Source organism: Streptomyces sp. NPDC030838, assembly GCF_055572035.1.
Genome location: NZ_JBVIED010000004.1, coordinates 136,201 through 162,445 on the forward strand (window position 1 = coordinate 136,201; position 26,245 = coordinate 162,445).

The following is a 26,245-nucleotide window of genomic DNA, read 5'->3' on the forward strand; positions in this document are numbered from 1 at the left end:
ACGTGCGCGTGGGCGACGAACTGCCGCCGCTGGAGATCGAGATCACCCGCACCCTGATCGTCGCCGGCGCCCTCGCCTCCCGCGACTACCAGGACGTCCACCACGACCCGGAGCTGGCCCGCCGCAGGGGCTCCCCCGATGTCTTCATGAACATCCTGACCACGAACGGCCTGGTCGGCCGCTACATCACCGACCACTTCGGCCCGACGGCGGTGCTGCGCAAGGTGGCCATCCGGCTGGGCGCCCCCAACCACCCCGGCGACACCATGGTGTTGCGGGGCACGGTCGAGGAGGTCGACGGTGGCACCGCCGTGGTGCGGGTGACCGGCGACAACGGCGTCGGCCGGCACGTCACCGGAACCGTCACCGTCACCGTCCCGGACACCGCGCCCGCGCGGGAGCCCTCATGAGCCGCAGGACCGCGATCGCCGGCATCGGGGCCACCGAGTTCTCCAAGGACTCGGGCCGCAGCGAACTGCGCCTCGCGGCCGAGGCCGTGCGGGCCGCCCTGGACGACGCGGGCCTGACGCCCGCCGACGTGGACGGCATGGTCACCTTCTCGATGGACACGAGCCCGGAGATCACCCTCGCCCAGGCCTGCGGCATCGGCGAGCTGAGCTTCTTCTCCCGCGTCCACTACGGCGGCGGCGCGGCCTGCGCGACCGTGCGGCAGGCGGCGCTCGCGGTGGCCTCCGGGGAGGCGGAGGTCGTGGTGGCGTACCGCGCGTTCAACGAGCGCTCGGGCCGCCGCTTCGGTTCCGGCGTACGGCACCGCGAGCCCTCGGCGGAAGGCGTCGCGCTCGGCTGGGTCATGCCGTTCGGGCTGCTCACCCCGGCCTCCTGGGTGGCGATGACGGCCCAGCGGTATCTGCACACGTACGGGCTCACCCCCGAGGCCGCGTTCGGGCCGGTGGCCGTCACCGCGCGGCGCCACGCGGCGGCCAACCCGGCGGCGTACTTCCACGGCCGCCCGATCACGCTCGCCGACCACGCGGCCTCCCGCTGGATCGCCGAGCCCCTGCGGCTGCTGGACTGCTGCCAGGAGACCGACGGCGGCCAGGCGCTCGTCGTCACGTCCCTCGACCGCGCCCGCGACCTCCGCCGCCCGCCGGCCGTGATCGCGGCGGCGGCGCAGGGCGCGGGGCGGGCGCAGGAGCAGATGACCGGCTTCTACCAAGGGGACCTGACCGGCCTGCCGGAGGCGGGGGTGGTGGCACGGCAGCTGTGGCGGAGGTCCGGCCTCGGGCCCGCCGACATGGACGTGGGGATCCTCTACGACCACTTCACCCCGTTCGTCCTGATGCAACTGGAGGAGTACGGGTTCTGCCCCCCGGGCGAGGCGGCCGCCTTCGTCGCCGAGGAGCGGCTGCCCCTCAACACCCACGGCGGCCAGCTCGGCGAGGCCTATCTGCACGGCATGAACGGCATCGCGGAGGCCGTACGGCAGCTGCGGGGCACCTCCCCGAACCAGGTGGCGGGCGCGGAGAAGGTGCTGGTCACGGCGGGGACGGGGGTGCCGACGTCGGGGCTGGTGCTGACCGCCGACCGATGAGGCTCCCAAAGCGCCGGGCCAGGCGGCAGGTCCTCCCGGCAGACGACCCCCAGGGGTAAACCCGCAGGCGTTCTCCCCCTCCCGTCCGCCTCCAGGAGGTGCAGCCGACGCCGCCTCTACAACCTGAGGGGGACGCGTCTTCGGGACCTGCGGGCGATGAGGACCACAGGCTCCCGAACCTAGCGTTGAGCCATGACCACACCCGTCTGCACCAGCGCCTCGGACGCCGCCACGCTGGCAACGCGGCCCCTGCCGTATGCCACGTATCCGTCGTTCTCGTCGTACGTGCGGGCCCGTCAGCCGATCCTGCTGCGCACCGCCCGGTCGCTGACCGCGAACCCGAGCGACGCGGAGGACCTGCTGCAGACCGCGCTGACCAAGACCTATGTCGCCTGGGACCGCATCGAGGACCATCGCGCGCTCGACGGCTATGTGCGCCGCGCCCTGCTGAACACCCGCACCTCGCAGTGGCGCAAGCGCAAGGTCGACGAGTTCAGCTGCGAGGAGCTGCCCGAGCCGGAGCCCATACCGGGCGGGAACGACCCGGCGGAGCGCCAGGCGCTGCACGACGCCATGTGGCGGGCCATCATGCGCCTGCCCGCCCGGCAACGGGCGATGGTCGTCCTGCGCTACTACGAGGATCTGAGCGAGGCGCAGACCGCCGAGGTGCTCGGCGTCTCGGTCGGCACGGTGAAGTCGGCGGTCTCCCGGGCCCTCGGGAAGCTGCGCGAGGACCCCGAGCTGGAGCCGGTCCGCTAGCGCTGCCTCCGGTACCAGCGGCCCGGCGCGACCGCAAGGTGACGAGATCGATCGCCCAGCCCTAGTGACATACCGCGCGGTATGCGGCCAGAATCAGCGCAACCCTTACCACCGCGTAGGCAATGTCGCCCCCGGGAGGACGCCGTGCTGAGCACCATGCAGGACGTACCGCTGCTGATCTCCAGGATCCTGACCCACGGGTCCACGATCCACGGATCGTCGCAGGTGATCACCTGGACCGGCGAGGGCGAGCCGCACCGCCGCTCCTACGCCGAGATCGGCGCCCGCGCCGCCCAGCTGGCCCATGCACTGCGCGAGGACCTGGGCGTCGCCGACGACGACCGCGTGGCCACCCTGATGTGGAACAACGCCGAGCACGTCGAGGCCTACTTCGCGATCCCGTCCATGGGCGCGGTGCTGCACACCCTCAACCTCCGCCTGCCCCCGGAGCAGCTGGCCTGGATCGTCAACCACGCCGCCGACCGCGTGATCATCGCCAACGGCTCCCTGCTGCCGCTGCTCGCCCCGCTGCTGCCGCATCTGAAGACCGTCGAGCACGTCGTGGTCTGCGGCCCGGGCGACCGCGCCCTGCTCGCCGAGGCGTCCGTGCGGGTCCACGAGTACGAGGACCTGATCGCGGGCAAGCCGGTCGCCTACGACTGGCCCGAGCTGGACGAGCGCCAGGCCGCCGCCATGTGCTACACCTCCGGCACCACCGGCGACCCCAAGGGCGTGGTCTACAGCCACCGTTCGGTCTATCTGCACTCCATGCAGGTCAACATGGCCCAGTCGATGGGCCTGACGGACCAGGACACCTCGCTGGTCGTGGTGCCCCAGTTCCACGTCAACGCCTGGGGTCTGCCGCACGCGACCTTCATGACCGGCGTCAACCTGCTGATGCCCGACCGCTTCCTGCAGCCCGCCCCGCTCGCCGAGATGATCGAGAGCGAGAAGCCGACGCACGCCGCCGCCGTCCCCACCATCTGGCAGGGCCTGCTCGCCGAGCTGACCGCCAAGCCGCGCGACGTCTCCTCGCTCGGCCAGGTCACCATCGGCGGCTCCGCCTGTCCGCCCTCCCTCATGGAGGCCTTCGACAAGCTCGGCATGCGCGTCTGCCACGCCTGGGGCATGACCGAGACCTCCCCGCTGGGCACGGTCGCCCGCCCGCCGGCCCACGCGGTCGGCACCGAGGAGGAGTTCGGCTACCGCCTCACCCAGGGCCGCTTCCCGGCGAGCGTCGAGGCCCGCCTCACCGGCCCCGGCGGCGAGCGCCTCCCCTGGGACGGCGCGTCCGCGGGCGAGCTGGAGGTCCGCGGCCCGTGGATCGCCGGCGCCTACTACAACGGCCCGGACGCCGAACCCCTGCGCCCGGCCGACAAGTTCAGCGAGGACGGCTGGCTGAAGACGGGCGACGTCGGCACGATCTCCCCCGACGGCTTCCTCACCCTCACCGACCGCGCCAAGGACGTCATCAAGTCCGGCGGCGAGTGGATCTCCTCGGTGGAGCTGGAGAACGCCCTGATGTCCCACCCGGACGTCGCCGAGGCCGCGGTCGTCGCCGTCCCCGACGACAAGTGGGGCGAGCGCCCGCTGGCCACGGTCGTCCTCCGGGAGGGCGCCACCGCGGACTTCGAGACCCTGCGCGCCTTCCTCGCCGACGAGGGCAAGATCGCCAAGTGGCAGCTGCCGGAGCGCTGGACGGTCATCCCGGCGGTGCCGAAGACGTCCGTCGGCAAGTTCGACAAGAAGGTGCTGCGCAAGCAGTACGCGGAGGGCGAGCTGGACGTCACCCAGCTCTGAGCCCACCGGGGGGACGCCCGCCGTACGGCATCTTCAGCACCGTACGACCGTCGTACGGCATCCTGGCCGTCGTACGACCGCCCTCACCGCCGTACGACGGTCGTCCCCCACCCCAGCAGCAGCCACAGCCCGGCCACCGCGCTCACCCCGCCCCAGCCGAAGTGGGTGTAGGCGGAGCCCGCGAGGGCCGAGGCGACGGCGCCGCCCGCGAAACCCGCGACGACATAGGCGGTGTTGGCGGTGGCCGGGGCGGAGGTGGTGGTCAGGGCCAGGGTCTGGTTGGCCACATGCGAGGCGACGAGCGCCGCGTGGATCGCGACCGCGGCGACGAACAGCGCCGGCAGCACCTGGCCCCCGGCCCAGAACAGCGGCACGGACACGGCGGCGAGCAGATACGCGGCCCGGACGACCCGGGCGGCGCCGAAACGGTCCACCAGTCCGCCCGCCAGCGGCGCCACCGCGCTCGCGGTGAGCCCGAAGAGGCCGAACAGCCCGGCGGTGGCGGTGGACAGACCGTACGCGGGACCGGTCAGCAGCAACGCCAGCGAGGTCCACAGCGCGCTCCACGCGCCGAACATCCCCGCCTGCCGGACGCAGGCCCGCCACAGGTCGGGCGAGCGGCGGACGAGTCCGGGCAGCGCGACGACGCCGCCGAACAGCGAGCCGGTGCGCCGCCGCCGCTCGGACGGCAGGACCAGCGAGGTCGCCAGGCCCAGGACGAGGGTGAGAACACCCGCGCCCCCGAACACCCAGCGCCAGCCGAAGGCCTCTCCGACCAGCCCGCCGGCCACCCGGGCCGCGACGATGCCGGTGAACAGCCCCGCGATCACGGCCGCGACATGGCGGGCCCGGCGCTCGGCGGGGGCACGTTCGGCGACCAGCGGGACGAGCAACTGGGGGATGACGGTCGCCGCGGAGGCGACGAGGACGGCGGCCGCGAGCGCGGCGGAGCCGGGCGCGGCCGCGGCGGCGGCCAGCGCGACGGCCGTGACCACGGTGAGGCCCGAGACCAGCCGGCGCCGGTTCACGCTGTCACCGAGCGGGGCGAAGAGCAGCAGGCCGAGCGCGTAGCCGAACTGCGCGACCGAGGCGATCCAGGCCACGGCGGACGGCGCGGAGCCGAAGTCCCGGGCGATGAGGCTGAGCAGCGGGGCGGCGAGATAGACGTTGGCCGCGGTGACCGCGCTGGAGACGGCCAGGAGGGTGAGGAAGAGGGCGGGGGCCGTCCCGGCCGCGGTACGGGCCGGGGTGTGCTGGGTGGTGGTCGCTGACGGCATGAGCGGGAGACCCTTCGAGCCGACTCTAGTAACTAACTGGTTGGTTGGATGGAGGGGGAACAGTCTGCGATTCCCTGGCATTCCTGTCAACCAAACAGTTGGTTACCCGCCGCGCTACCCTGTCCCCCATGGCAGCAAGGGACCCCGAGGCCACCAGGGCCCGGATCTTCGAGGCGGCGGTCGCCGAGTTCGCCCGCCACGGCATCGCGGGCGCCCGCATCGACCGCATCGCGAGCGAGGCCAAGGCCAACAAGCAGCTGATCTACGCCTACTTCGGCAACAAGGCGGAGCTTTTCGCACACGTGCTCGAAAAGAAGATGCTCGACCTCGCCGCCTCGGTCCCCGTCGACCCGGACGACATCGAGTCCTGGATCGACCGCCTGCTGGACTATCACTCCGCCCACCCGGAGATCCTGCGGCTGCTCTATTGGGAAGGCATCGAGTACGGCTCGTCCGAACTCCCCGACGAGGCCGACCGCCGGGAGCACTACGCCCGCAAGGTCGCCGCGGTCGAGGACGGCCAGCGCCGGGGCGTCATCACCGACGCGATCCCCGCGCCCGACCTGCTGCTCCTGCTGACCGCCCTGGCCAACTGGGCCACCGTCGTCCCGCAGATGGCGCGCATCCTGGCGGGCGCGGAGGACACCGACCGGGCCCGGCTCCGGACGTCGATCAAGGAGGCGGCCCGCAGGCTGGTGGCCCGCTAGGACCCGCCCGGCCCCGGTTCCCTAGTTCGTGCCGATCCGGGCGAGCAGGTCGACGATCCGCGACTGCACCTCGGCGCTGGTCGACCGCTCCGCCAGGAACAGCACCGTCTCGCCCGAGGCGAGCCGCGGCAGGTCGGCCTGGTCGACGGCGGCGGTGTAGACGACCAGCGGGGTGCGGTTGAGCTGCCCGTTGGCGCGCAGCCAGTCCACGATCCCAGCCCGCCGACGGTGTACCTGCATCAGGTCCATCACGACCAGGTTCGGCCGGAACTGCCCCGCCAGCGCCACCGCGTCGCCGTCGCTCGCCGCCCGCGCCACCTGCATCCCGCGCCGCTCCAGCGTCGCCGTCAGCGCCAGCGCGATCTCCGCATGCTCCTCGATCAGCAGGACGCGCGGCGGGTGCTGCTCGCTGTCGCGCGGGGCGAGCGCCTTCAGCAGTACGGCGGGGTCGGCGCCGTACGCCGCGTCGCGCGAGGCCTGCCCGAGCCCGGCCGTCACCATGACCGGCACCTCGGCGGCCACCGCCGCCTGCCGCAGCGACTGCAGGGCCGTCCGCGTGATCGGCCCGGTCAGCGGATCCACGAACAGCGCCGCCGGGAACGCGGCGATCTGCGCGTCGACCTCCTCGCGGGAGTGCACGATCACCGGCCGGTAGCCGCGGTCGCTGAGCGCCTGCTGGGTGCTCACGTCCGGCGCGGGCCACACCAGCAGCCGCCGCGGATTGTCCAGCGGCTCCGGCGGCAGTTCGTCGTCCATCGGCTGCGGACGCGGGGTGTCGGCCACCTCCACGGCCCCGCCGGGACCGTCCAGCGGCTCGGGCCCCTCGGCGGCGTTCTCGTCCGGTGCGCCTATGGCGTACGACCGTCCGGCACCCTCGCTCGCCTGCGCGGGCAGCCGCGGCGGCGGAACCGGCGAGGGCGTGGGGACCGGCGACGGCGACTGGGGCTGGGCCGGAGGCTGGGCGGCGGGCTGCTCGGCCGTGGGGTGCGGACGCGCGGCGGCCGGCTCCGGGGGCGTGCCCAGCTTGCGGCGGCGGCCGGAGCCGCCCGGCTGATGCGGGGGAGGCGTGGCGGCCTGCTGATGCGGGGGAGGTGTGGCAGCCGAGGGCTGCTGCACCTGCGCGGCTTGCCGGGTGAACGGCACGCCCTGGCCCAGGGTGCGGACGCTGATCGACCGGCCCTGCGTCGAGTTCGGGTCCGCGGGCGCCGGCGCCGCCGCCTCGGCGGGGAGCGGCTGCGCGGCCCGTGCGGCGGGCGCGGTGGTCTCCGGGGGCAGGGGGCTGCCGGAGGCATTCGGCTGCGCACCCGGGTTCGGGGCGGGCTGCGGCGCTGCGGCGGCGTCCGCGCCGTTCGGCGGAACGGGCGCCTCCGTGCCGTTCCCCGCCGGTACGGGCGTGCCCGCGCCGGAGGTGTCCCCCTCGGGGGACGGCCACGGCTGGGGCGCCGGGGTGCCCGTGGCGGGCGTGGCGGGACCGGCGACCGACTCGGCCGGCAGTGGCCGGCCCGGCAGAGGGTGCGCGACCGGCTGGACGGCGGGCTGTGCGACCGAGTGCGCCACGGGCGGCGCGGCGGCGGCCTGCGCGGGCACCGCGACATGACCGGTGCCGGACGCTGCCTGCGCGGGCACGGCCGCGGGGCTCGACGGAACGGGCTGGTCCTGCGGCCCCGGAGCCACCTGCCCGGGCTGCGGCACCGGCTGAACCGACTGGCCCGGGTTGGCCGGGACGGGCTGCGGGGCGTTGGCCTGGGCGGGAATGCCCTGCGCGGGCGTCCCGGCCGACTCCGGCGGCGCGGCCACGGCCCGCCGACGGCGCCCGGTCGGCGCACTCGCCGGGTGCGGCTGCGGCGGGGTGTGGTCGTCGGACTGGTCGTGCGGTACGGCGTCGTGGCGGCCGTGCTCGTCGCCGACGGGGGCATCGCCTGGGGTCGCCTGCTGCGGGAGCTGGGCCGGAGCGGGGACCGGTCCGGGAGCCTGAACAGGAGCCGGGATGGGGGCCGGGCCAGGAGCCTGAACAGAGGCCGGGACGGGGGTCGGGCCAGGAGCCGGGACAGGAACCTGGCCGCCGGGAGTCTGGCCGGGAGCCGGGACGGGAACCTGGCCGCCGGGAGCCTGGCCCGGAGCCGGTACAGGCATCGGCATCGGCACGGGGACCGGCTGCGCGGCGGCGGCCGGCCCGGGACCGCCGGGCGTCTGGCCCTGCGCGGGCTGCGGAAGCTGCGCGGGCTGGGGAACCTGCGGGACCTGCGGAACCTGCGGGGCGGGCGCGGCCGGCTGCGGCAGGGCCTCCCCCTCCGTGCCGTCGGACGCCCGGTCCGCCTCCGCCGGCGGCAGGGCGAACACCTGGCGCGGCCCGGCCTCCTGCGCCGCGGCCCGCTCCTGGGCGGCGGCCAGGGCACGGCGCCGGCGCCCCGTGGGCTGCGCGTTCTCCTCCGCCACGGCCGGCAGCGCGGGCGGCAGGGCGTGCGGTTCCTCGGTGGCGCGCCGGGCGCGTCGGCCGCCGGGCGCGGGAACGCCCTGCGGCGGAACCGTCCCGCCCAGGCCGGTGCCCGCGGCGGCGGTCCCCGCCGCGTGCTCGTCGGCGGTGACGACGGCGCCCTCGGACACCCCGGCCGCGGCCTGCGCCGCGTCCTCGGCGGCCCGGCCACGCCGTCGGCCGGTACCGCCGGAGGGCTCGGGCACCTCGGCGGTGGCGGGCTGCTCGGCCACCGCCGCCGCCGCTGCGCGCCTGCGCCGCCGCCCGGTCGGCGCCGGGGCGGCCTGCTCCGGTCCGGCCTGACCCGCTTCCGTACCGCCGTCGGCGGCGCCCGGTACGTCGCTGTCCAGGAAGGCGTCGGTGGAGGCCCGCCGGGCCCGTCGCCGCCCGCCGCCGGAGGTCTGCTCGGCGGCCGGAACCACGTCGCCCTCGGCATCGGACGACGCGGCCACAGCGCCGGCGCCCCCGCCGAGCGGTACCTCGAGCACGTACGCGCTGCCGCTCATGCCCGGCACCTCGTGCGTCTGCAGCACACCGCCATGGGCCCGCACGATCCCGCGCACGATCGGCTCGTGCACCGGGTCGCCCCCGGCGTACGGCCCGCGCACCTCGATCCGTACGACCTCGCCCCGCTGCGCCGCCGCGACCACGACGGTGTTGTCCATATAACCGCCCGCGGACACCGGGGAGTTCCCGGTCGCGTCGACCCCGGCGACATCGGCCACGAGATGCGCGAGCGCGGTGGCCAGCATCCGGGCGTCGACCTCGGCCTCGATGGGCGGCGCGTGCACGGCGAACTGCACCCGGCCCGGCCCGATCAGCTCGACGGCCCCGTCGACACCGGTGGCGACCACGGAGTCGAGCATCACCTTCGTACGGGTGATCTCGTCGGTGCCGGAGTCGAGGCGCTGGTAGCCGAGGACGTTGTCGATCAGCGTGGTGATCCGGGAGTAGCCGGCGGACAGGTGGTGGAGCACCTGGTTGGCCTCGGGCCACAGCTGCCCGGCGTCGTCCGCGGCCAGCGCGGACAGCTCGCGGCGCAGCTCGTCGAGGGGCCCGCGCAGGGAGGTGCCGAGGAGCGTGAGCAGCTGCTCGTGCCGCCCGGCCAGCGCCTCGTAGCGGTCCTTCTCCCGCTCGGCGAGCGCGGCGTACCGCTCCTCGCCCGCGGCCAGCTCCTCCTTGTGCCGCTCGCGCAGCTCCTCCAGCTCGGTGACGTGCTGCTGGCGCAGCGCGGTGAGGTCGGAGGCGTGCTCCTCGGCGAGCCGCTCCAGCTCCTCGGCGTGCCGCCGCTCGGCCTCCTCCTTCTCCTCGGCCAGCGTGTCGTACGGCCGCCGGTCCAGGAAGGTCATCACGGCGCCGACCAGCTGGTCGCCGTCGCGCACCGGCGCGGTGGTCAGGTCGACCGGCACCTTGTCGCCGCTCTTGGACCACAGCACCTGCCCGCGCACCCGATGCTTGCGCCCGGAGCGCAGCGTGTCGGCGAGCGGGGACTCGTCGTACGGGAAGGGGGAGCCGTCGGCGCGCGAGTGCAGGACGAGGTCGTGCAGCTCCTTGCCGCCGAGGTCGCTGGCCCGGTAGCCCAGTATCTGCGCGGCGGCCGGGTTGACGAGGACGATCCGTCCGTCGGTGTCGGTGCCGACGACGCCCTCCGCCGCGGCCCGCAGGATCATCTCGGTCTGCCGCTGCGAGCGGGCCAGCTCCGCCTCGGTGTCGACGGTGCCGGACAGGTCGCGTACGACGAGCATCAGCAGCTCGTCGCCGGTGTAGCCGTAGCCGTCGTAGGCCTGCTGGCCGTTCTCCAGATTCGCGGACGTGACCTCGACCGGGAACTCGCTGCCGTCGGTGCGCCGGGCCATCATCCGGGTCGGCTTGGTCCGGCCGCGCGGGTCCATGTGATCGGGCCGCCGCATGGAACCGGGGATGAGCTTGGAGTCGAAGTCCGGCAGCAGATCGAGCAACCCGCGCCCGACGAGGGCGGTGCCCGGCGTCTCGAAGGCCTCCAGGGCGATCGCGTTGGCGTTGACGACGGTTCCGTTGGCGTTGACCAGGACCAACGCGTCGGGCAGCGCGTCGAGTATGGCTGCGAGGCGAGCAGCGCCTCGGGGTGGCCTGCTGCTCACGAGACGCTTCCTCCCTGTTACCGCACCTTGCCGACCGCTCGGGCCATCTTGCCAACCGGCCCGCGGCGTGTCACGCGAGGGAGTCTAAGGGCTGAGGTTGCGCTCGCGACGCCGGATGCGAGAGAGGTCGCACGAGCCGGTGAAGCCCGTCCGGCACCCAGGCGGCAAGGAGTGCATGGCCGCGTACGAGCGCGCCCATGCGCCCTTCTCGTCACCTCCGCAGGACGTTTACAGCGGCCCGCGCTTTCTCCTCGTCTTTTCCACCGGGTCCCGCCCCTTGGCTATTTGCTCAGATCGGGCAGCAACGGCACGAGCCGGTCCCAGCGGTCCATCTCGCAGCCGTTGCTGCGGTCGAACGTGGCATCGACGGGGCGCCCGGCCCACGTCCCGGTGACACGCGCGGTGGCGGAGCCGCCGTACTGCATGGTGCAGAAGGTGCCCTCGGGAACGGGCGCGAAGGCGTCCGAGCCCCACCGCGTGTTCCGGTCGAGCGTCCGGCAGGCGCCGGCCACGTCCGGGTGGCTGCCGCCGCCCGGGTGGCAGTCCAGCTCGAACGTCCCGTCCGCGCCGCCGCCCACACCCCGGACGGTGACGGTCAGGTGGTGATCGCCGCCGGCCCGGTCGGCGGCGCCGAGGGGCGGAGGCAGGGCGGGCGACGGGGCCGCGAAGGCGACGGCGCCGGGCGCGGCGGAGAGCGAGCCGAGCGCGGCGAGGGAAGCGCCGGCGGCGACGATCAGCCGCCGGACCGCGAGGGGGGTGGTGACCTGCAACATGACCTGACTAACGCCCCACGCGCCGGTACGTTGCGTACGACCCCCTCCGGCGCGCCCTCACCCGGGAAGCCCTTTGCCCTGCGGGCCGCCTGCCTAGTACCGTGGGGGGCGATTGGTGACAGCACGCTCGACTGTGTCATCATCTGCACGCACCACTCGCGCTCGCGCGGGCGGCTGTGCTGGAGGCGTCGCCTAGTCCGGTCTATGGCGCCGCACTGCTAATGCGGTTTGGGCCTTAAAGCCCATCGAGGGTTCAAATCCCTCCGCCTCCGCGCAAGATCACCGAAGCCCCGGTCCCACGGACCGGGGCTTCGTCGTTCCCGCTGCGTTCCTCCACATCCCCCCGTCTGGCGTTTTCGCAGGTCAGAGGGGGTGAGCCAATCGGATTTCACATGGCGGCGGCAGTCATGTAATGTTCTTCCTGTCGCCGCGAGCGGGCCGAAAGGAACGGGAGCGGCGGAGAAAAAAGAACAAGCACTCGTAGCTTAACGGATAGAGCATCTGACTACGGATCAGAAGGTTGCAGGTTCGAATCCTGCCGAGTGCGCACAGAACAGAGGCCCCGGAGAGATCCGGGGCCTCTGGCGTTTCCCCTATGACTTTCCCTTCTGCAGGACGTAGGTGCTGCGCGAGTCCGGGTCGCCGAAGAAGAAGTAGAGCTCGAGCGCTGCGTTGTCGTCGCGCCGCAGCTCGAACGTCCAGGTGTAGGCCGTGGGCGCCGGGGAGCGGCCCGCGGGCGAGGCGAGAGGCTCGTCGGGCTCCGGCGCACGGGTCGCCACGGCGGTGCGTGAGGTGAGAGTCAGCCGGACGTGCCGGCCGTCGTTCCATCCGGCCGGCTCGTCGGTCAGCGTCCAGCGCCCTGTGCCCGACAGGCGCCACCGGTCATCGAAGTCGAACTCCTGCCCGTCCAGGAGACGGATGTCGGCCTTCCCGTCAGGCCGGAAGACAACCTTCGTCCGGTCGTAGCCGATCCATGACCCTGCCACGTCCGCCGGCTTCGCGTCATGCAGTGCGGGCACCTCGTCGTACATGTGCGGACCGCACGCGGTGAGCGCGAGCAGGGCGGCGGCGCACGCCGCGCGCCATCTTCTGGAGAAACAGCTGCCTGGCATGGACACCTCGTCATGCTCGCAGCTTTTTTGAACACGTTCAACCACTGGGCTTGTCCACAGGTACGGCCAATGCGCCTGTGGATAACTGGAGTTGCTGTGGATCAAACCTCCAGACGTATATCGGGTGCGTGATCCGCGTCTCTCCCGGCACCCTGGCGGCATGGATGAGAGACGCACCGTGAAGGTGTCGAAGTACCTCTCGAAGCATCTGCGGCACCAGCCGGAGCGGATCGGGCTGCAGCTGGACGAGGGGGGATGGGTCGAGATCGACACGCTGATCGCGGCCGCCGCGGCGCATGGTTTCCGGTTCAGCCGCGAGGAGCTGGACCATGTGGTCGCCACGAACGACAAGAAGCGGTTCGCGGTCGAGGGCACCCGGATCCGGGCCAGCCAAGGCCACAGCGTCAACGTGGAGCTGGGGCTGCCGGCGGTGACTCCGCCGCCGTACCTCTATCACGGCACCGTGGCCCGCAACCTGGACGCGATCCGCGCGGAGGGGCTGCGGGCGATGAACCGGCACGATGTGCACCTTTCCGCCGACCGGGAGACCGCGACCCGCGTGGGTGCCCGCCGGGGCCGGCCGGTGGTGCTCGCGGTGGACGCCGGGGCGATGCACCGCGACGGTCATGAGTTCCGGGTCAGTGCGAACGGCGTGTGGCTGACCAAGGCGGTGCCGCCGCAGTACCTCCGGTTTCCGGAGCGGCACTGATCCGGCGGCCAGGGTCCGCTGCTGCGCCTGAGGCCGGTGGCAAGGCCGTCGCGCGCCGTGACCGTTTCACGTGAAACATGGTGGGCCGCTTAGGCTCGGTGACATGAGTCTGCGTCTGAGCACTGTGATCCTGCCCTACCGTCGCTGGCACGAGGGGACCAAGGAGGCATGGCAGCGCGCGGAGCAGCTCGGCTTCCACACCGCCTACACCTACGACCATCTGTCCTGGCGCAGCTTCCGGGACGGCCCGTGGTTCGGTGCCGTGCCGACGCTGACCGCCGCCGCGGCCGTCACCGAGCGACTGCGGCTGGGCACCCTGGTGACGTCGCCGAACTTCCGGCACCCGGTGACCCTCGCCAAGGAGCTGATCTCCTTGGACGACATCTCCGGCGGCCGGATCACCCTCGGCATCGGCGCGGGCGGCACTGGCTTCGACGCCACCGCGCTCGGCCAGGAGCCCTGGACTCCCCGTGAGCGTGCCGATCGCTTCGCCGAGTTCGTGCCGCTGCTGGACCGGCTCCTCACGGAGGACGCGGTGTCGTACGAGGGCGACTTCTACTCGGCGCACGAGGCCCGCAACATCCCGGGATGTGTACAGCGCCCCCGGCTGCCCTTCGCCATCGCCGCCACCGGCCCGCGCGGACTGAGGCTCGCCGCCCGGCACGGGCAGGCCTGGGTGACCACCGGGGACCCGAAGCTGTACGAGAACGGCACTCCCGAGCAGTCGGTTCAAGCCATTCGCGGACAGGTCGAGAAGCTGGCCGACGCCTGCGCGACGGCCGGGCGTGACGTGACCGCGCTCGACAAGGTGCTGCTCACCGGGTTCACCCCGGACCGCGGCCGGCCGCTGGAGTCCCTGGACGCCTTCGTCGACTTCGCGGGACGCCACCGGGAACTGGGCTTCACGGAGATCGTGATCCACTGGCCCATCCCCGACTCGGACTTCGCCGCGGACCAGAAGGTCTTCGAGCGGATCGCCATGGAGGCGCCCGCCCAGCTGGGCTGACACGACGGAGCGTGATGGGGCCGGTGGGGGCGGTTACCACTCAGATGTGCGGACTCCCGCACGACCGTGCGGGCATATGCGCGAGAATGGCCGGGTGACCTCAGCGACTCGACAGTCCGAGACCCCGGCCCCCGCGATACCTCCCCGGCTGATCGCCACCGACCTCGACGGCACGCTGCTGCGCGACGACAAGTCCGTGTCCCCGCGCACGATCGCCGCCCTCGCCGCCGCCGAGGAGGCGGGGATCGAGGTCTTCTTCGTCACCGGCCGCCCGGCCCGCTGGATGGACGTCGTCAGCGCCCATGTCCACGGCCACGGCCTGGCGATCTGCGGCAACGGTGCCGCCGTGGTCGACCTGCACGGCGGTCCCGGCACCCACCGGTTCGTCAAGGTGCGGGAGCTGGCGCGGGAGAACGCGCTGGACGCCGTACGACTGCTGCGGGACGCGGCGCCGGGCACGGTATTCGCGGTGGAGCAGACGTACGGCTTCTACCAGGAGCCGGACTACCCCAAGCTGCACATGGAGATCCCGGACGCGCTGGCGCCCGCCGAGCAGCTGCTGGCATCGGACGCCCCTGGAGCCGGCGAGCCCGTGCTGAAGATCCTCGCCTATCACCCCACGCTCGACCCGGACGCCTTCCTCACCCTGGCGCGGATCGCCATCGGCGACCGCGCCAACGTCACCCGTTCCAGCCCCAGCGCCCTGCTGGAGATCAGCGGGCCGGGCGTCTCCAAGGCCAGCACGCTCGCCCTGTGCTGTGCCGAGCGCGGGATCTCGCACGAGGAGGTCGTGGCCTTCGGCGACATGCCGAACGACGTCGAGATGCTGACGTGGGCGGGGCAGTCGTACGCGATGGGCAACGCGCACCCGGACGTGATCGCGGCGGCGTCGGGCCGCACGGTCGCGAACAACGACGACGGCGTGGCGGTGGTGATCGAGCGGTTGGTGGCTGAGCGCTAGGGCCTCCGGCGGTCAGCCCCCTGCGCTAGCCGAGCTGCACCCCGCGCGCCAGCAGCCATGGCACCGGGTCGATCCCCGAGCCCAGCTCCGGGGTGACCCGGACCTCGAAGTGCAGATGCGGCCCGGTCGAGTTGCCGGTCGTACCGGACTGGCCGATCCACCGGCCGGTCTCCACCCGCTCGCCCGGGTCGACGGCGACGGACGCGAGATGCGCGTACTGCGTGTAGTAGCCGCCCGGGTGTTCGAGCACGATCTCCATGCCGAAGGCGCCGCCGCAGGCCACCTTCACCACCGTGCCCTCGCCGACCGCCCGCACCGGTGTGCCGATCGGCACCGCGAAGTCCTGCCCGGTGTGCAGGTTGGCCCACCGGGCGCCGCCGCTGCCGAACGCGGCGGACAGCGTGTACGTCTCCACCGGCGCGACCCACGCGGTCGTGAAGGATGTCTCCGGCTGGTCCAGCCGTACCGCGCCCTGGCAGCTGCCCTCCGCGGCCGAGGCGTTCGCCTCGCCCTGGAGCCGCTGCCGCGCCTCCTCCAGCTTCTGCTCGATGGACCTTTTCATCGCCGCGAGTTCGGTGTTCCGCTCCTCCAGCGCCCGCCAGGCCGCCTTCGCCTTCGCCTCGTCGGCGGCGAGCCGGGCCTGCGCACGACGGCTCTTGGCGATCGCGTTGTCCACCGCCATATCGGCCTGTGAGAAGACCCGCTGGCCGCGCATCAGCTCTTCCGGGCTGCCCGCGAGGAGCATCTGCGCGGCGATCGGCAGTCCTCCGCCCTCGCGGTAGTGGGCGCGGGCGATCCGCCCCAGGTCCTCCTGGAGTGCGGCGATCTCCCGCCGCTCCCGGTCCAGCAGCTCCTCCAGCCGCCGTGCCTCCGCCCGCTGCGCCTCCGCCTCGCGCCGCCCCTGCTCGTACTGCTGCGTCGCCACCGCCGCGTCCTGGTACAGCCGTGCCACCTGCGCGCCGGCCCCCGACCCGACGCCGCCGGTGCCGCCCTCGTCGTCGGAGGCGTCGGTGGGCCGGGCGGCGAGCACGGCGAGCGCGCACACGAGCACCGCGAAGAGCATGGGATGACGGCGAGGTGACAGCATGTCAGCGATCGTGGCCCGCGAGGTCGGCCCATGGCCCGCTCAAGCCGTACGCACGGGGGAGAACAGGCCCGGATGGAGCAGTCGCCAGGCGGAATGATGGTCTGTCAGCCCGTGGTGAGGGCCCGACCGCTCTGACGGGAAGCCGGGAGCAGGTGCCCGACTGCTCTGGCAGGGAACCGGGAGCGGGTTACCGCGCCAGTGCCGGCACGGGAGCGGGTGGCTACCGCGCCGGCGCCGGCAGTTCCGCCGCCTCCTCCCGCGCCACCATCTCGCGCAGCGGCCCCTCCACCGCGGCCAGCTCCGCGTACGGTCCGCGCTGCACCACCCGCCCCGCGTCCAGCACGATCACCTCGTCCACGTCCTCCAGCCCGGCCAGCCGGTGGGTGACGAGGAGCGTCGTACGGCCCTCGGTGGCGGCCAGCAGGTCCGCGGTGAGGGCGTCGGCGGTCGGCAGGTCCAGATGCTCGGCGGGCTCGTCGAGGACGAGCACCGGGAAGTCGGCGAGCAGCGCCCGCGCGAGGGCCAGCCGCTGCCGCTGACCGCCGGAGAGCCGTGCCCCGTGCTCACCGACCAGCGTGTCCAGCCCGTCGGGCAGGCTGTCGGCCCAGTCCAGCAGCCGGGCTCGGGCGAGCGCGTCGCGCAGCTCGGCCTCCGTGGCGTCCCGCCGGGCGAGCAGCAGGTTCTCGCGCACGGTGCTGTCGAAGAGGTGCGCGTCCTGGGCGCAGAGCCCGATGAACCGCCGTACGTCGTCGCCGTCGAGGGCGTACGCGTCGACTCCGGCCAGCGTGTACGAGCCCGCGCGGGCGTCCACGAACCGCAGCAGTACCTGGGCCAGCGTCGTCTTGCCGGACCCGGACGGGCCGACGACCGCGATCCGGCGGCCTTCCTCCAGCGTCAGGTCGAGCCCGGTGAGGGCGTCCCGGTCCTGCCCCGCGTGGCGCGCGGCCAGATCCCGCAGGACCAGAGGAAACGGCGTCGCGGGCGCCTGCCGGGGCCGCTCCGGCTCCCGGACCGGCTCCGGCGCGTCCAGCACCTCGTACACGCGCTCCGCGCTCCGCCGGACCCGCTGCCGGTACTGCACCGCGAGCGGCAGCCCGAGGACGGCCTCGAAGGCGGCCAGCGGAGTGAGTACGACGACGGCCAGCGCGACACCGCTCAGCCGTCCCTCCGCCACGGCCTGGACGCCCGCGAGCGCGGCGGCGGCGACGGTCAGGCCGGAGATCAGCGCGGTGAGGCCGTCGCCGAGGGCGGTCGCGGTGGCCGCGCGCGAGGCGATCCGGGTCAGCTCGGTGTCGGCCCGCCGGGTGTCGGCGGTACGGGCGGGCAGGGCCCCGGCGACGGTCAGCTCGGCGGTGCCGGTCAGCAGGTCGGCCACCCGGGTCGCGAGCACGCCCCGCGCGGGGGCGAGCCGGCGCTCGGCGCGCCGCGCCACGGCGCCGGTGATCAGCGGGACTCCGGCACCGGCCGCCAGGAGACCGACGGCGAGGACGGCCCCGGCCGCGGGCAGCAGCCAGGCCGTGAAGCCTACGGAGCCTGCGCAGACCACGGCGGCGGCCCCGGCCGGAAGCAGCCAGCGCAGCCAGTAGTCCTGGAGCGCGTCCACATCGGCGACGAGCCGGGAGAGCAGATCACCCCGGCGGGTCGTGCGCAGGCCCGCGGGCGCCAGCCGCTCCAGCCGCCGGAAGACGGCGACCCGGGTGTCGGCCAGCATCCGCAGCACGGCGTCGTGCGACACCAGCCGCTCGGCGTACCGGAACACCGCCCGGCCGATCCCGAAGGCCCGCGTGGCCGTCACGGCCACCATCAGATACAGCACCGGCGGCTGCTGCGAGGCCCGCGAGATCAGCCAGCCGGAGGTGGCCATCAGGCCGACGGCACTGCCGAGCGCGAGGCTGCCGAGCAGCAGCGCGAGGACAAGACGGCCCCGGCGGGGGCCGGACATCGCGCGGACCCGGGCGAGGACGCCGGTGTCGGCAGGCGGGGAGGACGGGGCGTCGGCGGCGGCGTCGGCCGCGGGGTCGTCGAGCGCGGCGGGGGCGGCCGCACGTCCGTCAAGGGCGGTGCGCTGCTCCGGTACCGGCCGGGCAGGGCGTGCCGGAGACGCCGCCGAGGGCGAGGCGTGGGCGGCGCCCGCGACCTCCAGCCGTACGACCCGGTCCGCCACGTCCAGCAAGGCCGGGCGGTGCACCACCAGCAGCACCATGCGCCCGGCCGCGAGGCGCCGTACCGCGGCGACGATCTCCGCCTCCGTGGCCCCGTCCAGCGCGGCCGTCGGCTCGTCCAGCAGCAGCACGGGCCGGTCGGCGAGGAACGCGCGGGCGAGGGCGAGCCGCTGGCGCTGACCGGCGGACAAGCCTGCGCCGTCCTCCCCCAGCACGGTGTCCACGCCTTGGGGGAGGGCGTCCACGAACTCCAGCGCGCCCGCGTCCCGCAGCGCCCGGCGCACGGCACGGTCGTCGGCGTCGGGGCGGGCCAGTCGGACGTTCTCGGCGATCGTGCCGGCGTACAGATGCGGCCGCTGCGGCACCCAGGCGATGCGGGACCGCCACTGCTCCAGATCGACCTCGGCGAGATCGGCTCCCCCGATCCGCACCCGGCCCTCGGTGGGCCGTACGAAACCCAGTGCCACGTTGAGCAGGGTCGACTTGCCGGCGCCGCTCGGGCCGACGAGCGCGACCGTCTCGCCGGGTTCGACGGTGAGGGAGACGTCGGAGACCGCGTCCGCCGAGCGTCCGGGGTAGCGGACGGTCACGTTCTCGAAGGTCAGCGGGCCGTTCGGGACGGCGGCGGTGCCCGAGGCCGGCACCGGGGTCTCCAGCACCGAGAAGATCTCCTCGGCCGCCGCCAGGCCCTCCGCCGCCGCGTGGTACTGGGCGCCGACCTGCCGCAGCGGCAGATAGGCCTCCGGGGCCAGGACGAGGATGACCAACCCGATGTACAGGTCCATGTCGCCGTGCACGAGCCGCATGCCGATCGTGACGGCGACCAGCGCCACCGAGAGGGTGGCCAGCAACTCCAGGGCGAACGAGGACAGGAAGGCGATCCGCAGGGTGCGCATGGTCGCCTGCCGGTACTCGCCGGTGATGCGCTTGATCGACTCGGCCTGGGCCTTGGCCCGCCCGAAGACCTTCAGCGTCGGCAGTCCGGCGACCACGTCCAGGAAGTGCCCCGACAACCGGGACAGCAGCCGCCACTGACGGTCCATCCGGGACTGGGTGGCCCAGCCGATCAGCACCATGAAGACCGGGATCAGCGGCAGAGTGCCGACGATGATCGCCGCCGACACCCAGTCCTCGGTGACGATCCGCGCCAGCACCGCCACCGGAACGACCACCGCGAGCCCCAACTGGGGCAGATAGCGCGAGAAGTAGTCGTCGAGCGCGTCGACTCCCCGCGTCGCCAGCGCGACCAGCGAGCCGGTGCGCTGTCCGCTCAGCCATCCCGGGCCGAGCGCCGCCGATCGTTCCAGCAGGCGCCCCCGCAGCTCCGACTTCACCGCCGCGCTCGCCCGGTGAGCGGCCAGCTCGGTCAGCCACGCCACCAGGGCACGGCCGCAGGCGACGGCCGCCAACAGCAGCAGCGGGGTGCGGAGGCCGGAGACCGACATACCGTGCTGGAAGGCGCCCACCACCGTCTCGGCGATGAGCATCGCCTGCGCGATGACCAGCCCGGCGCCGACGGCGCCCAGGCCGACGACCGCCACCAGGAAGAACCGGGTGGCACGGGCGTAGCGGAGCAGCCGTGGATCGATCGGTTTCACGTGAAACACACCTCAGTGGACGGTTTCGGGAGTGGTGTGCGCCGCTGGAGCGCTGTGCGCGTCGGGAGCGATGTGCTGGGTCCCGATCCGCTTGCGGAACACCCAGTAGGTCCAGCCCTGGTAGAGCACCACCAGCGGCGTCGCGATGGCCGCGAGCCAGGTCATGATCTTCAGGGTGTAGGGGCTGGAAGAGGCGTTGGTGACCGTCAGGCTCCAGTCGGGGTTCAGCGTCGACGGCATGACGTTCGGAAAGAGGGTCAGGAAGAACATGCCCACGGCGGCCACGATGGTGAGCCCTGACAGCGCGAAGGCCCAGCCCTCACGCCCGGCCTGGTTCGCCGCCAGCGCCACCAGCAACGCGGCCACCGCGACGACGAGGGCGACCAGGCTCTTGCCGTCCCCGCTGTGCGCCTGCGTCCACAGCAGGAAGGCCAGGGCCGCCGCAGCGGCGACGAGACCGACCTGGAACGCCAGCCTGCGGGCGCGCTCCCGGATGTCACCGACCGTCTTCAGCGCCGTGAACACCGCACCGTGGAAGGTAAACAGCGTCAGCGTCACCAGGCCGCCGAGCAGCGCGTACGGGTTGAGCAGGTCGGTGACACCGCCCACGTACTCCAGATCGGAGTCGATCTTCACGCCCCGCACGATGTTGCCGAAGACCACACCCCACAGGAAGGCCGGGAGCAGCGATGTCCAGAAGATCGCGGTCTCCCAGTTGCGCTGCCAGTGCTCCTCGGGCCGCTTGGCGCGGTACTCGAAGGCGACACCGCGGATGATCAGGCAGATGAGGATGAGCAGCAGGGGCAGGTAGAAGCCGGAGAAGAGGGTGGCGTACCACTCCGGGAAGGCGGCGAAGGTCGCGCCGGCCGCGGTGAGCAGCCACACCTCGTTGCCGTCCCAGACCGGGCCGATGGTGTTGATCAGCACCCGCTTCTCGGACCGGTCGCGGGCCAGCAGCCTGGTGAGGACGCCGACTCCGAAGTCGAAGCCCTCCAGGAAGAAGTAGCCGGTCCACAGGACGGCGATCAGGACGAACCAGACGTCGTGCAGTTCCATGACTGTGCGGCTCCCTCGGCCTAGTAGGAGAAGGCCATCGGCTTGTCGGCGTCACGGAGGTCGCCGCCGATCTTCGTGGGCGGGTTGAGGTCGGCCTCGGTCAGCTCGGGCGGGCCGGCCTTCACGTACTTCACGAGCAGCTTGACCTCGATCACGGCGAGGACGGCGTAGAGCGCGGTGAAGGCGATCATCGAGGTGAGGACCTCGGCCGTGGAGACTCCGGGGGAGACAGCGTCGCGGGTCTGGAAGACGCCGTAGACGACCCACGGCTGACGGCCCATCTCGGTGAAGATCCAGCCCCAGGCGTTGGCGATCAGCGGGAAGCCCATCGTCCAGAGCGCCAGCAGCCAGTACAGCCGGGTGAGCTTCGAGCCGAGCGGCTTCTTCAGCAACACCAGATGCGGCACCTCGTCCTCGCCGGTGCGGTAGGCGGCCGGCAGCAGGAACTTCTTCCGCGTGAGCCACAGGCCCAGCAGGCCGAGCCCGAGGGAGGCCATGCCGAAGCCGATCATCCAGCGGAAGCCCCAGTAGGCGACGGGGACGATGGGCTTGTAGTCGCCGGGCCCGAACTTCTCCTGAAGGGCCTCGTTGGTGTCGTTGATGCCGGGCACGTACGACTCGAAGTCGCTGTGGGCGAGGAAGGACAGCAGGCCGGGGATCTCCAGGGCCACCTTGTTGTGCCCCTTGTCGACGTCGCCGTAGGCGAACACCGAGAACGGCGCCGGCTTCTCGCCGTCCCACAGCGCCTCGGCGGCGGCCATCTTCATCGGCTGCTGCTCGTACATGACCTTGCCGAGGGTGTCGCCGCTGACCGCGGTGAACAGGCCGCCGACGGCCAGGGTGACCAGGCCGAGCCGGAGCGAGGTCCGCATGACCGGGATGTGCTTCTTGCGCATCAGGTGGAAGGCGGCGATGCCGACCATGAAGGCGCCACCGGTGAGAAAGGCGGCCGAGAAGCTGTGGAAGACCTGGTTGAGCGTGGTGTTCTGGGTGAGGACCGCCCAGAAGTCGGTCAGCTCGGCACGGCCCTTCTCCTCGTTGATCCGGTAGCCGACCGGGTGCTGCATCCACGAGTTCGCCGCGAGGATGAAGTACGCGGACAGCAGGGTGCCGATCGAGACCATCCATATGCAGGCCAGGTGGATCTTCTTGGGCAGCTTGTCCCAGCCGAAGATCCACAGGCCGATGAAGGTCGACTCGAAGAAGAAGGCTATGAGGGCCTCGAACGCGAGCGGCGCACCGAAGACGTCACCGACGAAGCGGGAGTAGTCGGACCAGTTCATGCCGAACTGGAACTCCTGCACGATGCCGGTGACCACGCCCATCGCGATGTTGATCAGGAAGAGCTTCCCCCAGAACTTCGTGGCCCGGAGGTACTTCTCCTTCTCCGTGCGCACCCACGCGGTCTGGAGGCCTGCCGTGAGGGCGGCGAGCGAGATCGTCAGGGGGACGAACAGGAAGTGGTAGACGGTGGTGATGCCGAACTGCCAACGCGCCAGAGTCTCGGGCGCCAAAGCCAATTCCACGTCGTCAGTCTCCTTACATCGCCGTGGACACGGCAGTTTGCGGCCCTTTGTCACCCCCATACGGGAGCAACCAGGACGAGCTTGTGAACGCGTTCACATTCACAAGCAATTATGACGCACCGATTCTGGACGCAGGAAGGGGGGTCCCTCCTTGGCCTTCACGGCACCCTCTTGGCAGCAACTTCAACGTCTTGTTGAATTGCACGCCATGCACACACAGCACTCACAGGCATACGCAGAGACGCAATCACCGACCCGCATACGGATCTCCTGGCCGGCGGGACACCTCACCGCGACCCTCGATGACACCCCGACGACGCAGGCCCTGACCAAGGCCCTGCCGTTCTCCTCAACCGCCCACACCTGGGGCGAGGAGGTCTACTTCGACACCGGGGTCGCCGTTTCACGTGAAACCGACGCCCGTCAGGTCGTGGAACCGGGCACGGTCGCCTTCTGGACCGACGGCGACGCCCTCGCCCTCCCCTACGGCCCCACCCCGATCTCCCGGGGCGACGAGTGCCGGCTCGCCAGCCCCTGCAACGTCCTCGGCCGCCTTGACGGCGACCCCCGTCTGCTCGCGACGGTGCGCAATGGCGACCCGGTGCGAGTGGAGCTGGTGGAGGAGTAGCGCTCCGGCGCATTCACGTTCGCGATGGCATCGCCGACCCGGCCCGTTCCGCCGGGGACGCCATCGCCGTATGGCTGCTCATGACGTCCGCCGCGATGACGCCGCTGGGCCGACACGCCTGGGGGCGGGCACGGCGCGCGGTGCGCCGAAGCGCACTCAGGCGTCGTGCCCCGCCCCCAGGGACGAAGACCTCGTGAACTCAGAGCTCCTTGCGGAACGCCTCCGCCGCCTTCAGGAAGATGTCGTTCCCCTCGGCCTCCCCGACCGTGACCCGCACACCCTCACCGGGGAACGGCCGCACGACCACGCCCGCCTGCTCACAGGCCTCGGCGAAGGCGACCGTGCGCTCCCCCAGCCGCAGCCACACGAAGTTGGCCTGGGTCTCGGGCACCGTCCAGCCCTGGGACCGCAGCCCGTCGACCACACGGTTGCGCTCACACACCAGCGAGCCGACCCGGCCGAGCAGCTCGTCCTCGGCGCGCAGCGAGGCGATCGCCGCCTCCTGGGCCAGCTGGCTCACGCCGAACGGCACCGCCGTCTTGCGCAGCGCCGCCGCCACCGGCTCATGTGCGATCGCGAAGCCGACCCGCAGCCCCGCGAGGCCGTACGCCTTGGAGAACGTGCGCAGCACACAGACGTTCGGCCGGTTCCGGTACAGCTCGACGCCGTCCGGCACCTCGGGGTCACGGATGAACTCGCGGTACGCCTCGTCCAGGACGACCAGCACATCGCCGGGCACCCGGTCCAGGAAGCGCTCCAGCTCGGCCCGGCGCACCACCGTGCCCGTGGGGTTGTTGGGGTTGCAGACGAAGATGAGCCGGGTGCGGTCGGTGATCGCCGCCGCCATCGCGTCCAGGTCGTGCACATCGCCCGGCGTCAGCGGCACCCGGACCGAGGTCGCGCCGCTGATCTGCGTGATGATCGGGTACGCCTCGAAGGACCGCCAGGCGTAGATCACCTCGTCGCCGGGGCCGGCGGTGGCCTGGAGCAGCTGCTGGGCGACGCCGACCGAGCCAGTGCCGGTGGACAGGTGGGAGACGGGAACTCCGAACCGGTCGGACAGCTCGTTCATCAGGCCCGTGCAGCCCATGTCCGGGTAGCGGTTGAAGGACGCGGCCGCGGCCGTGACGCTCTCCATCACGCCGGGCAGCGGCGGATAGGGGTTCTCGTTGGAGGACAGCTTGTAGGCCACCGGGCCGTCCGCGGCGGCGGGCTTGCCCGGCTTGTAGGTGGGGATACCCTCCAGCTCGGCGCGCAGCTTGGGGCTCGTCTCGCTCACCGCAGTCCTCCTCGCGACCACCGGCACCGCCTGACCGTCGCCGGCTTCCAATGCTTCTTACCCTATGAGGATTCGGCCCGGCTGCGAACAGGTGAGTGAAGACCTCCTCCAGGACCTCTCCAGGGGGCCGACCCCCTGCACCTCACCGGCATCAGGGGCAACACGACTCGAAGGCGTACGAAGCAGGGGGCGCGCCGCACATATATCTACGCGCCGGTGGCTCACGCCGTGGCGCGCATCCCCCGTGAAGGTGAGTTGAGACCTCTTCGAGACCTCGGGGACTTGGCAGGCCGGTGCACGCCGACAAGTCACGTACCATGCCAGGATCCCATAACAGCCTTGAAATCAAAGGCATTTGACGGTCTCTCACCTTGCAGAAACGTACCTGTCAACGGCTGCATATGCGTCCGCACTACCCCACCGCATGAGCCCTACTATCGGCTCGCCATGACAGCAGCAGGGAAGCACCAGGTGAGCCGCGCGGAAACCTCACGTCGAGGCAGCCGGCCGGGCCGGGCGGGCATCAGAGACGTGGCCGCCGCCGCCGGAGTCTCCATCACGACCGTCTCCGACGCCCTCAACGGCAAGGGCCGGCTCCCGGACGCCACCCGACGCCATGTCCGAGAGGTCGCCGACCGGCTGGGCTATCGCCCCTCGGCCGCGGCCCGCACCCTCCGTACCGGCAAGTCGGGTCTCATCGGCCTGACCGTGACCACGTACGGGGATGAACCTTTCACCTTCACCGAGTTCGCGTACTTCGCGGAGATGGCGCGGGCCGCCACCTCGGCCGCGCTGGCCCGCGGCTACGCCCTGGTCATCCTGCCCGCGACCTCCCGCCACGACGTCTGGTCGAACGTCGCCCTGGACGGCACGGTCGTCATCGATCCCTCCGACCAGGACCCGGTCGTCAGCGAACTGGTCCGGCAGGGTCTGCCGGTCGTCTCCGACGGCCGCCCGGCCGGCTCGCTGCCGGTCACCGCGTGGGTCGACAACGACCACGAGGCCGCCGTCCTCGGCATCCTCGACCATCTGGCCGACGCCGGCGCCCGCCGCATCGGCCTGCTGACGGGCACCACCACGGACACGTACACCCACCTGTCGACCACCGCGTACCTGCGCTGGTGCGAGCGCGTCGGCCAGGACCCGGTGTACGAGGCCTACCCGGCGCACGATCCGTGCGCGGGCGCCGTCGCGGCCGACCGGCTGCTCGCGCGCCCCGACCGGCCCGACGCGGTCTACGGACTGTTCGATCCCAACGGCACCGATCTGCTCGCCGCAGCCCGGCGCTACGGGCTCCGTGTACCGGACGACCTGCTTCTGGTCTGCTGCAGCGAATCCACCGTGTACGCCAACACCGAGCCGCCCATCACCACGCTCTCCCTGAAGCCGCGCCGGATCGGCACGGCCGTGGTCCAGCTGCTCATCGACGCCATCGAGGGTGTCGAGTCGGACCACCCGGTCGAACAGGTGATACCGACCGAGCTGATCGTGCGTACCTCGTCCCAGCGACGCCCGCCGCGGACGACGGTCAGCCCGCCACGGGTCCCCGGGGAGGGCTAGAAAAGGGGCGGACACCAGGTTGGGCGAAGCCCTGCCCAATCGGGGCGAAAGCGGCGGTGAACTGGAGTCTTGCTCTGATTCACCACCCCTGGGTCATCAC

Annotated in this window: 19 protein-coding genes and 2 tRNA genes; 12 read left to right on the top strand and 9 right to left on the bottom strand. The window is 72.5% G+C overall.

Features of this window, described 5'->3' with window-relative positions; genetic code table 11:
* Positions 1-2 precede the first annotated feature (2 nt).
* From ACZ42A_RS13850 to ACZ42A_RS13865, 4 genes are all read left to right on the top strand, one after another.
* On the top strand, positions 3-410 hold the full coding sequence (locus tag ACZ42A_RS13850) for a MaoC/PaaZ C-terminal domain-containing protein (protein WP_468527685.1): 408 nt from the start codon (positions 3-5) through the stop codon (positions 408-410).
* Complete coding sequence (locus ACZ42A_RS13855; RefSeq protein WP_468527399.1) at positions 407-1,552, top strand: lipid-transfer protein; 1,146 nt, start codon at positions 407-409, stop codon at positions 1,550-1,552. The genes ACZ42A_RS13850 and ACZ42A_RS13855 overlap by 4 nt, the downstream gene beginning before the upstream one ends.
* Before the next feature lie 192 nt (positions 1,553-1,744).
* Positions 1,745-2,311 carry a SigE family RNA polymerase sigma factor gene (locus ACZ42A_RS13860; RefSeq protein ID WP_468527400.1) on the top strand — a complete coding sequence of 189 codons (567 nt, stop codon included), beginning with the start codon at positions 1,745-1,747 and terminating at the stop codon, positions 2,309-2,311.
* A 156-nt stretch (positions 2,312-2,467) separates the two neighbouring features.
* Positions 2,468-4,111 (top strand): long-chain fatty acid--CoA ligase, encoded by a 1,644-nt coding sequence (locus ACZ42A_RS13865; RefSeq protein WP_468527686.1) that lies wholly within the window; start codon positions 2,468-2,470, stop codon positions 4,109-4,111.
* An 83-nt stretch (positions 4,112-4,194) separates the two neighbouring features.
* On the opposite strand, the gene ACZ42A_RS13870 is transcribed toward ACZ42A_RS13865, so the two are convergent.
* The gene (locus ACZ42A_RS13870) at positions 4,195-5,388 is read right to left on the bottom strand and encodes an MFS transporter (RefSeq protein ID WP_468527401.1); all 1,194 of its coding nucleotides are present in this window, start codon (positions 5,386-5,388) and stop codon (positions 4,195-4,197) included.
* 128 nt (positions 5,389-5,516) lie between these two features.
* On the opposite strand from ACZ42A_RS13870, the gene ACZ42A_RS13875 reads away from it, so the two are divergent.
* Entirely contained in the window at positions 5,517-6,095 is a 579-nt protein-coding gene (locus tag ACZ42A_RS13875) for a TetR/AcrR family transcriptional regulator (RefSeq protein ID WP_468527402.1), read from the top strand.
* A gap of 21 nt (positions 6,096-6,116) precedes the next feature.
* Here ACZ42A_RS13875 and ACZ42A_RS13880 read toward each other — a convergent pair whose 3' ends face one another.
* Complete coding sequence (locus ACZ42A_RS13880; RefSeq protein ID WP_468527403.1) at positions 6,117-10,688, bottom strand: hybrid sensor histidine kinase/response regulator; 4,572 nt, start codon at positions 10,686-10,688, stop codon at positions 6,117-6,119.
* Between the two features lie 281 nt (positions 10,689-10,969).
* Positions 10,970-11,461: an SSI family serine proteinase inhibitor gene (locus tag ACZ42A_RS13885; protein ID WP_468527404.1), complete on the bottom strand. Its 492-nt coding sequence runs from the start codon at positions 11,459-11,461 to the stop codon at positions 10,970-10,972.
* 181 nt (positions 11,462-11,642) lie between these two features.
* Between ACZ42A_RS13885 and ACZ42A_RS13890 the strand changes: the two genes are divergently transcribed.
* Both ACZ42A_RS13890 and ACZ42A_RS13895 read left to right on the top strand, forming a co-directional pair.
* Positions 11,643-11,733 (top strand) — tRNA-Ser (locus ACZ42A_RS13890).
* 202 nt (positions 11,734-11,935) lie between these two features.
* Positions 11,936-12,008: transfer RNA gene (locus ACZ42A_RS13895), tRNA-Arg, on the top strand.
* 46 nt (positions 12,009-12,054) lie between these two features.
* Here ACZ42A_RS13895 and ACZ42A_RS13900 read toward each other — a convergent pair.
* Positions 12,055-12,573: a hypothetical protein gene (locus tag ACZ42A_RS13900; RefSeq protein ID WP_468527405.1), complete on the bottom strand. Its 519-nt coding sequence runs from the start codon at positions 12,571-12,573 to the stop codon at positions 12,055-12,057.
* Between the two features lie 160 nt (positions 12,574-12,733).
* Between ACZ42A_RS13900 and ACZ42A_RS13905 the strand changes: the two genes are divergently transcribed.
* From ACZ42A_RS13905 to ACZ42A_RS13915, 3 genes are all read left to right on the top strand, one after another.
* Positions 12,734-13,282 carry an RNA 2'-phosphotransferase gene (locus tag ACZ42A_RS13905; protein ID WP_468527406.1) on the top strand — a complete coding sequence of 183 codons (549 nt, stop codon included), beginning with the start codon at positions 12,734-12,736 and terminating at the stop codon, positions 13,280-13,282.
* A gap of 103 nt (positions 13,283-13,385) precedes the next feature.
* Complete coding sequence (locus ACZ42A_RS13910; protein ID WP_468527407.1) at positions 13,386-14,288, top strand: LLM class flavin-dependent oxidoreductase; 903 nt, start codon at positions 13,386-13,388, stop codon at positions 14,286-14,288.
* A 94-nt stretch (positions 14,289-14,382) separates the two neighbouring features.
* Positions 14,383-15,249, top strand: coding sequence for an HAD hydrolase family protein (locus tag ACZ42A_RS13915; protein WP_468527408.1), 867 nt, complete (start codon positions 14,383-14,385; stop codon positions 15,247-15,249).
* Between the two features lie 25 nt (positions 15,250-15,274).
* Here the strand turns inward: ACZ42A_RS13915 and ACZ42A_RS13920 are convergent, their stop codons facing one another.
* From ACZ42A_RS13920 to ACZ42A_RS13935, 4 genes are all read right to left on the bottom strand, one after another.
* Positions 15,275-16,336, bottom strand: coding sequence for a M23 family metallopeptidase (locus tag ACZ42A_RS13920; protein ID WP_468527409.1), 1,062 nt, complete (start codon positions 16,334-16,336; stop codon positions 15,275-15,277).
* Between the two features lie 220 nt (positions 16,337-16,556).
* Positions 16,557-20,096, bottom strand: a complete 3,540-nt coding sequence (gene cydD, locus ACZ42A_RS13925) for a thiol reductant ABC exporter subunit CydD (RefSeq protein ID WP_468527410.1) — start codon at positions 20,094-20,096, stop codon at positions 16,557-16,559.
* Positions 20,097-20,108: 12 nt separating this feature from the next.
* Complete coding sequence (gene cydB / locus ACZ42A_RS13930; protein WP_468527411.1) at positions 20,109-21,152, bottom strand: cytochrome d ubiquinol oxidase subunit II; 1,044 nt, start codon at positions 21,150-21,152, stop codon at positions 20,109-20,111.
* A gap of 20 nt (positions 21,153-21,172) precedes the next feature.
* A complete protein-coding gene (locus ACZ42A_RS13935) occupies positions 21,173-22,678 on the bottom strand; it encodes a cytochrome ubiquinol oxidase subunit I (protein WP_468527412.1) in 1,506 nt (501 codons plus the stop codon).
* A 208-nt stretch (positions 22,679-22,886) separates the two neighbouring features.
* Here ACZ42A_RS13935 and ACZ42A_RS13940 point away from each other — a divergent pair, with 208 nt between their 5' ends.
* Positions 22,887-23,306, top strand: coding sequence for a cyclophilin-like fold protein (locus ACZ42A_RS13940; RefSeq protein ID WP_468527413.1), 420 nt, complete (start codon positions 22,887-22,889; stop codon positions 23,304-23,306).
* Between the two features lie 199 nt (positions 23,307-23,505).
* On the opposite strand, the gene hisC is transcribed toward ACZ42A_RS13940, so the two are convergent.
* Positions 23,506-24,585: a histidinol-phosphate transaminase gene (gene hisC / locus ACZ42A_RS13945; protein WP_468527414.1), complete on the bottom strand. Its 1,080-nt coding sequence runs from the start codon at positions 24,583-24,585 to the stop codon at positions 23,506-23,508.
* A gap of 447 nt (positions 24,586-25,032) precedes the next feature.
* Between hisC and ACZ42A_RS13950 the strand changes: the two genes are divergently transcribed.
* A complete protein-coding gene (locus ACZ42A_RS13950) occupies positions 25,033-26,145 on the top strand; it encodes a LacI family DNA-binding transcriptional regulator (RefSeq protein ID WP_468527415.1) in 1,113 nt (370 codons plus the stop codon).
* Positions 26,146-26,245: the final 100 nt, after the last annotated feature.

Coding starts and splice junctions, on each gene's coding strand:
- ACZ42A_RS13900 (WP_468527405.1), bottom strand. CDS start 12,573: ATGCCAGGCAGCTGTTTCTCCAGAAGATGGCGCGCGGCGTGCGCCGCC.
- ACZ42A_RS13940 (WP_468527413.1), top strand. CDS start 22,887: ATGCACACACAGCACTCACAGGCATACGCAGAGACGCAATCACCGACC.
- ACZ42A_RS13950 (WP_468527415.1), top strand. CDS start 25,033: ATGACAGCAGCAGGGAAGCACCAGGTGAGCCGCGCGGAAACCTCACGT.
- ACZ42A_RS13885 (WP_468527404.1), bottom strand. CDS start 11,461: ATGTTGCAGGTCACCACCCCCCTCGCGGTCCGGCGGCTGATCGTCGCC.
- ACZ42A_RS13905 (WP_468527406.1), top strand. CDS start 12,734: ATGGATGAGAGACGCACCGTGAAGGTGTCGAAGTACCTCTCGAAGCAT.
- ACZ42A_RS13865 (WP_468527686.1), top strand. CDS start 2,468: ATGCAGGACGTACCGCTGCTGATCTCCAGGATCCTGACCCACGGGTCC.
- cydB (WP_468527411.1), bottom strand. CDS start 21,152: ATGGAACTGCACGACGTCTGGTTCGTCCTGATCGCCGTCCTGTGGACC.
- ACZ42A_RS13855 (WP_468527399.1), top strand. CDS start 407: ATGAGCCGCAGGACCGCGATCGCCGGCATCGGGGCCACCGAGTTCTCC.
- ACZ42A_RS13920 (WP_468527409.1), bottom strand. CDS start 16,336: ATGCTGTCACCTCGCCGTCATCCCATGCTCTTCGCGGTGCTCGTGTGC.
- ACZ42A_RS13870 (WP_468527401.1), bottom strand. CDS start 5,388: ATGCCGTCAGCGACCACCACCCAGCACACCCCGGCCCGTACCGCGGCC.
- ACZ42A_RS13875 (WP_468527402.1), top strand. CDS start 5,517: ATGGCAGCAAGGGACCCCGAGGCCACCAGGGCCCGGATCTTCGAGGCG.
- ACZ42A_RS13910 (WP_468527407.1), top strand. CDS start 13,386: ATGAGTCTGCGTCTGAGCACTGTGATCCTGCCCTACCGTCGCTGGCAC.
- ACZ42A_RS13860 (WP_468527400.1), top strand. CDS start 1,745: ATGACCACACCCGTCTGCACCAGCGCCTCGGACGCCGCCACGCTGGCA.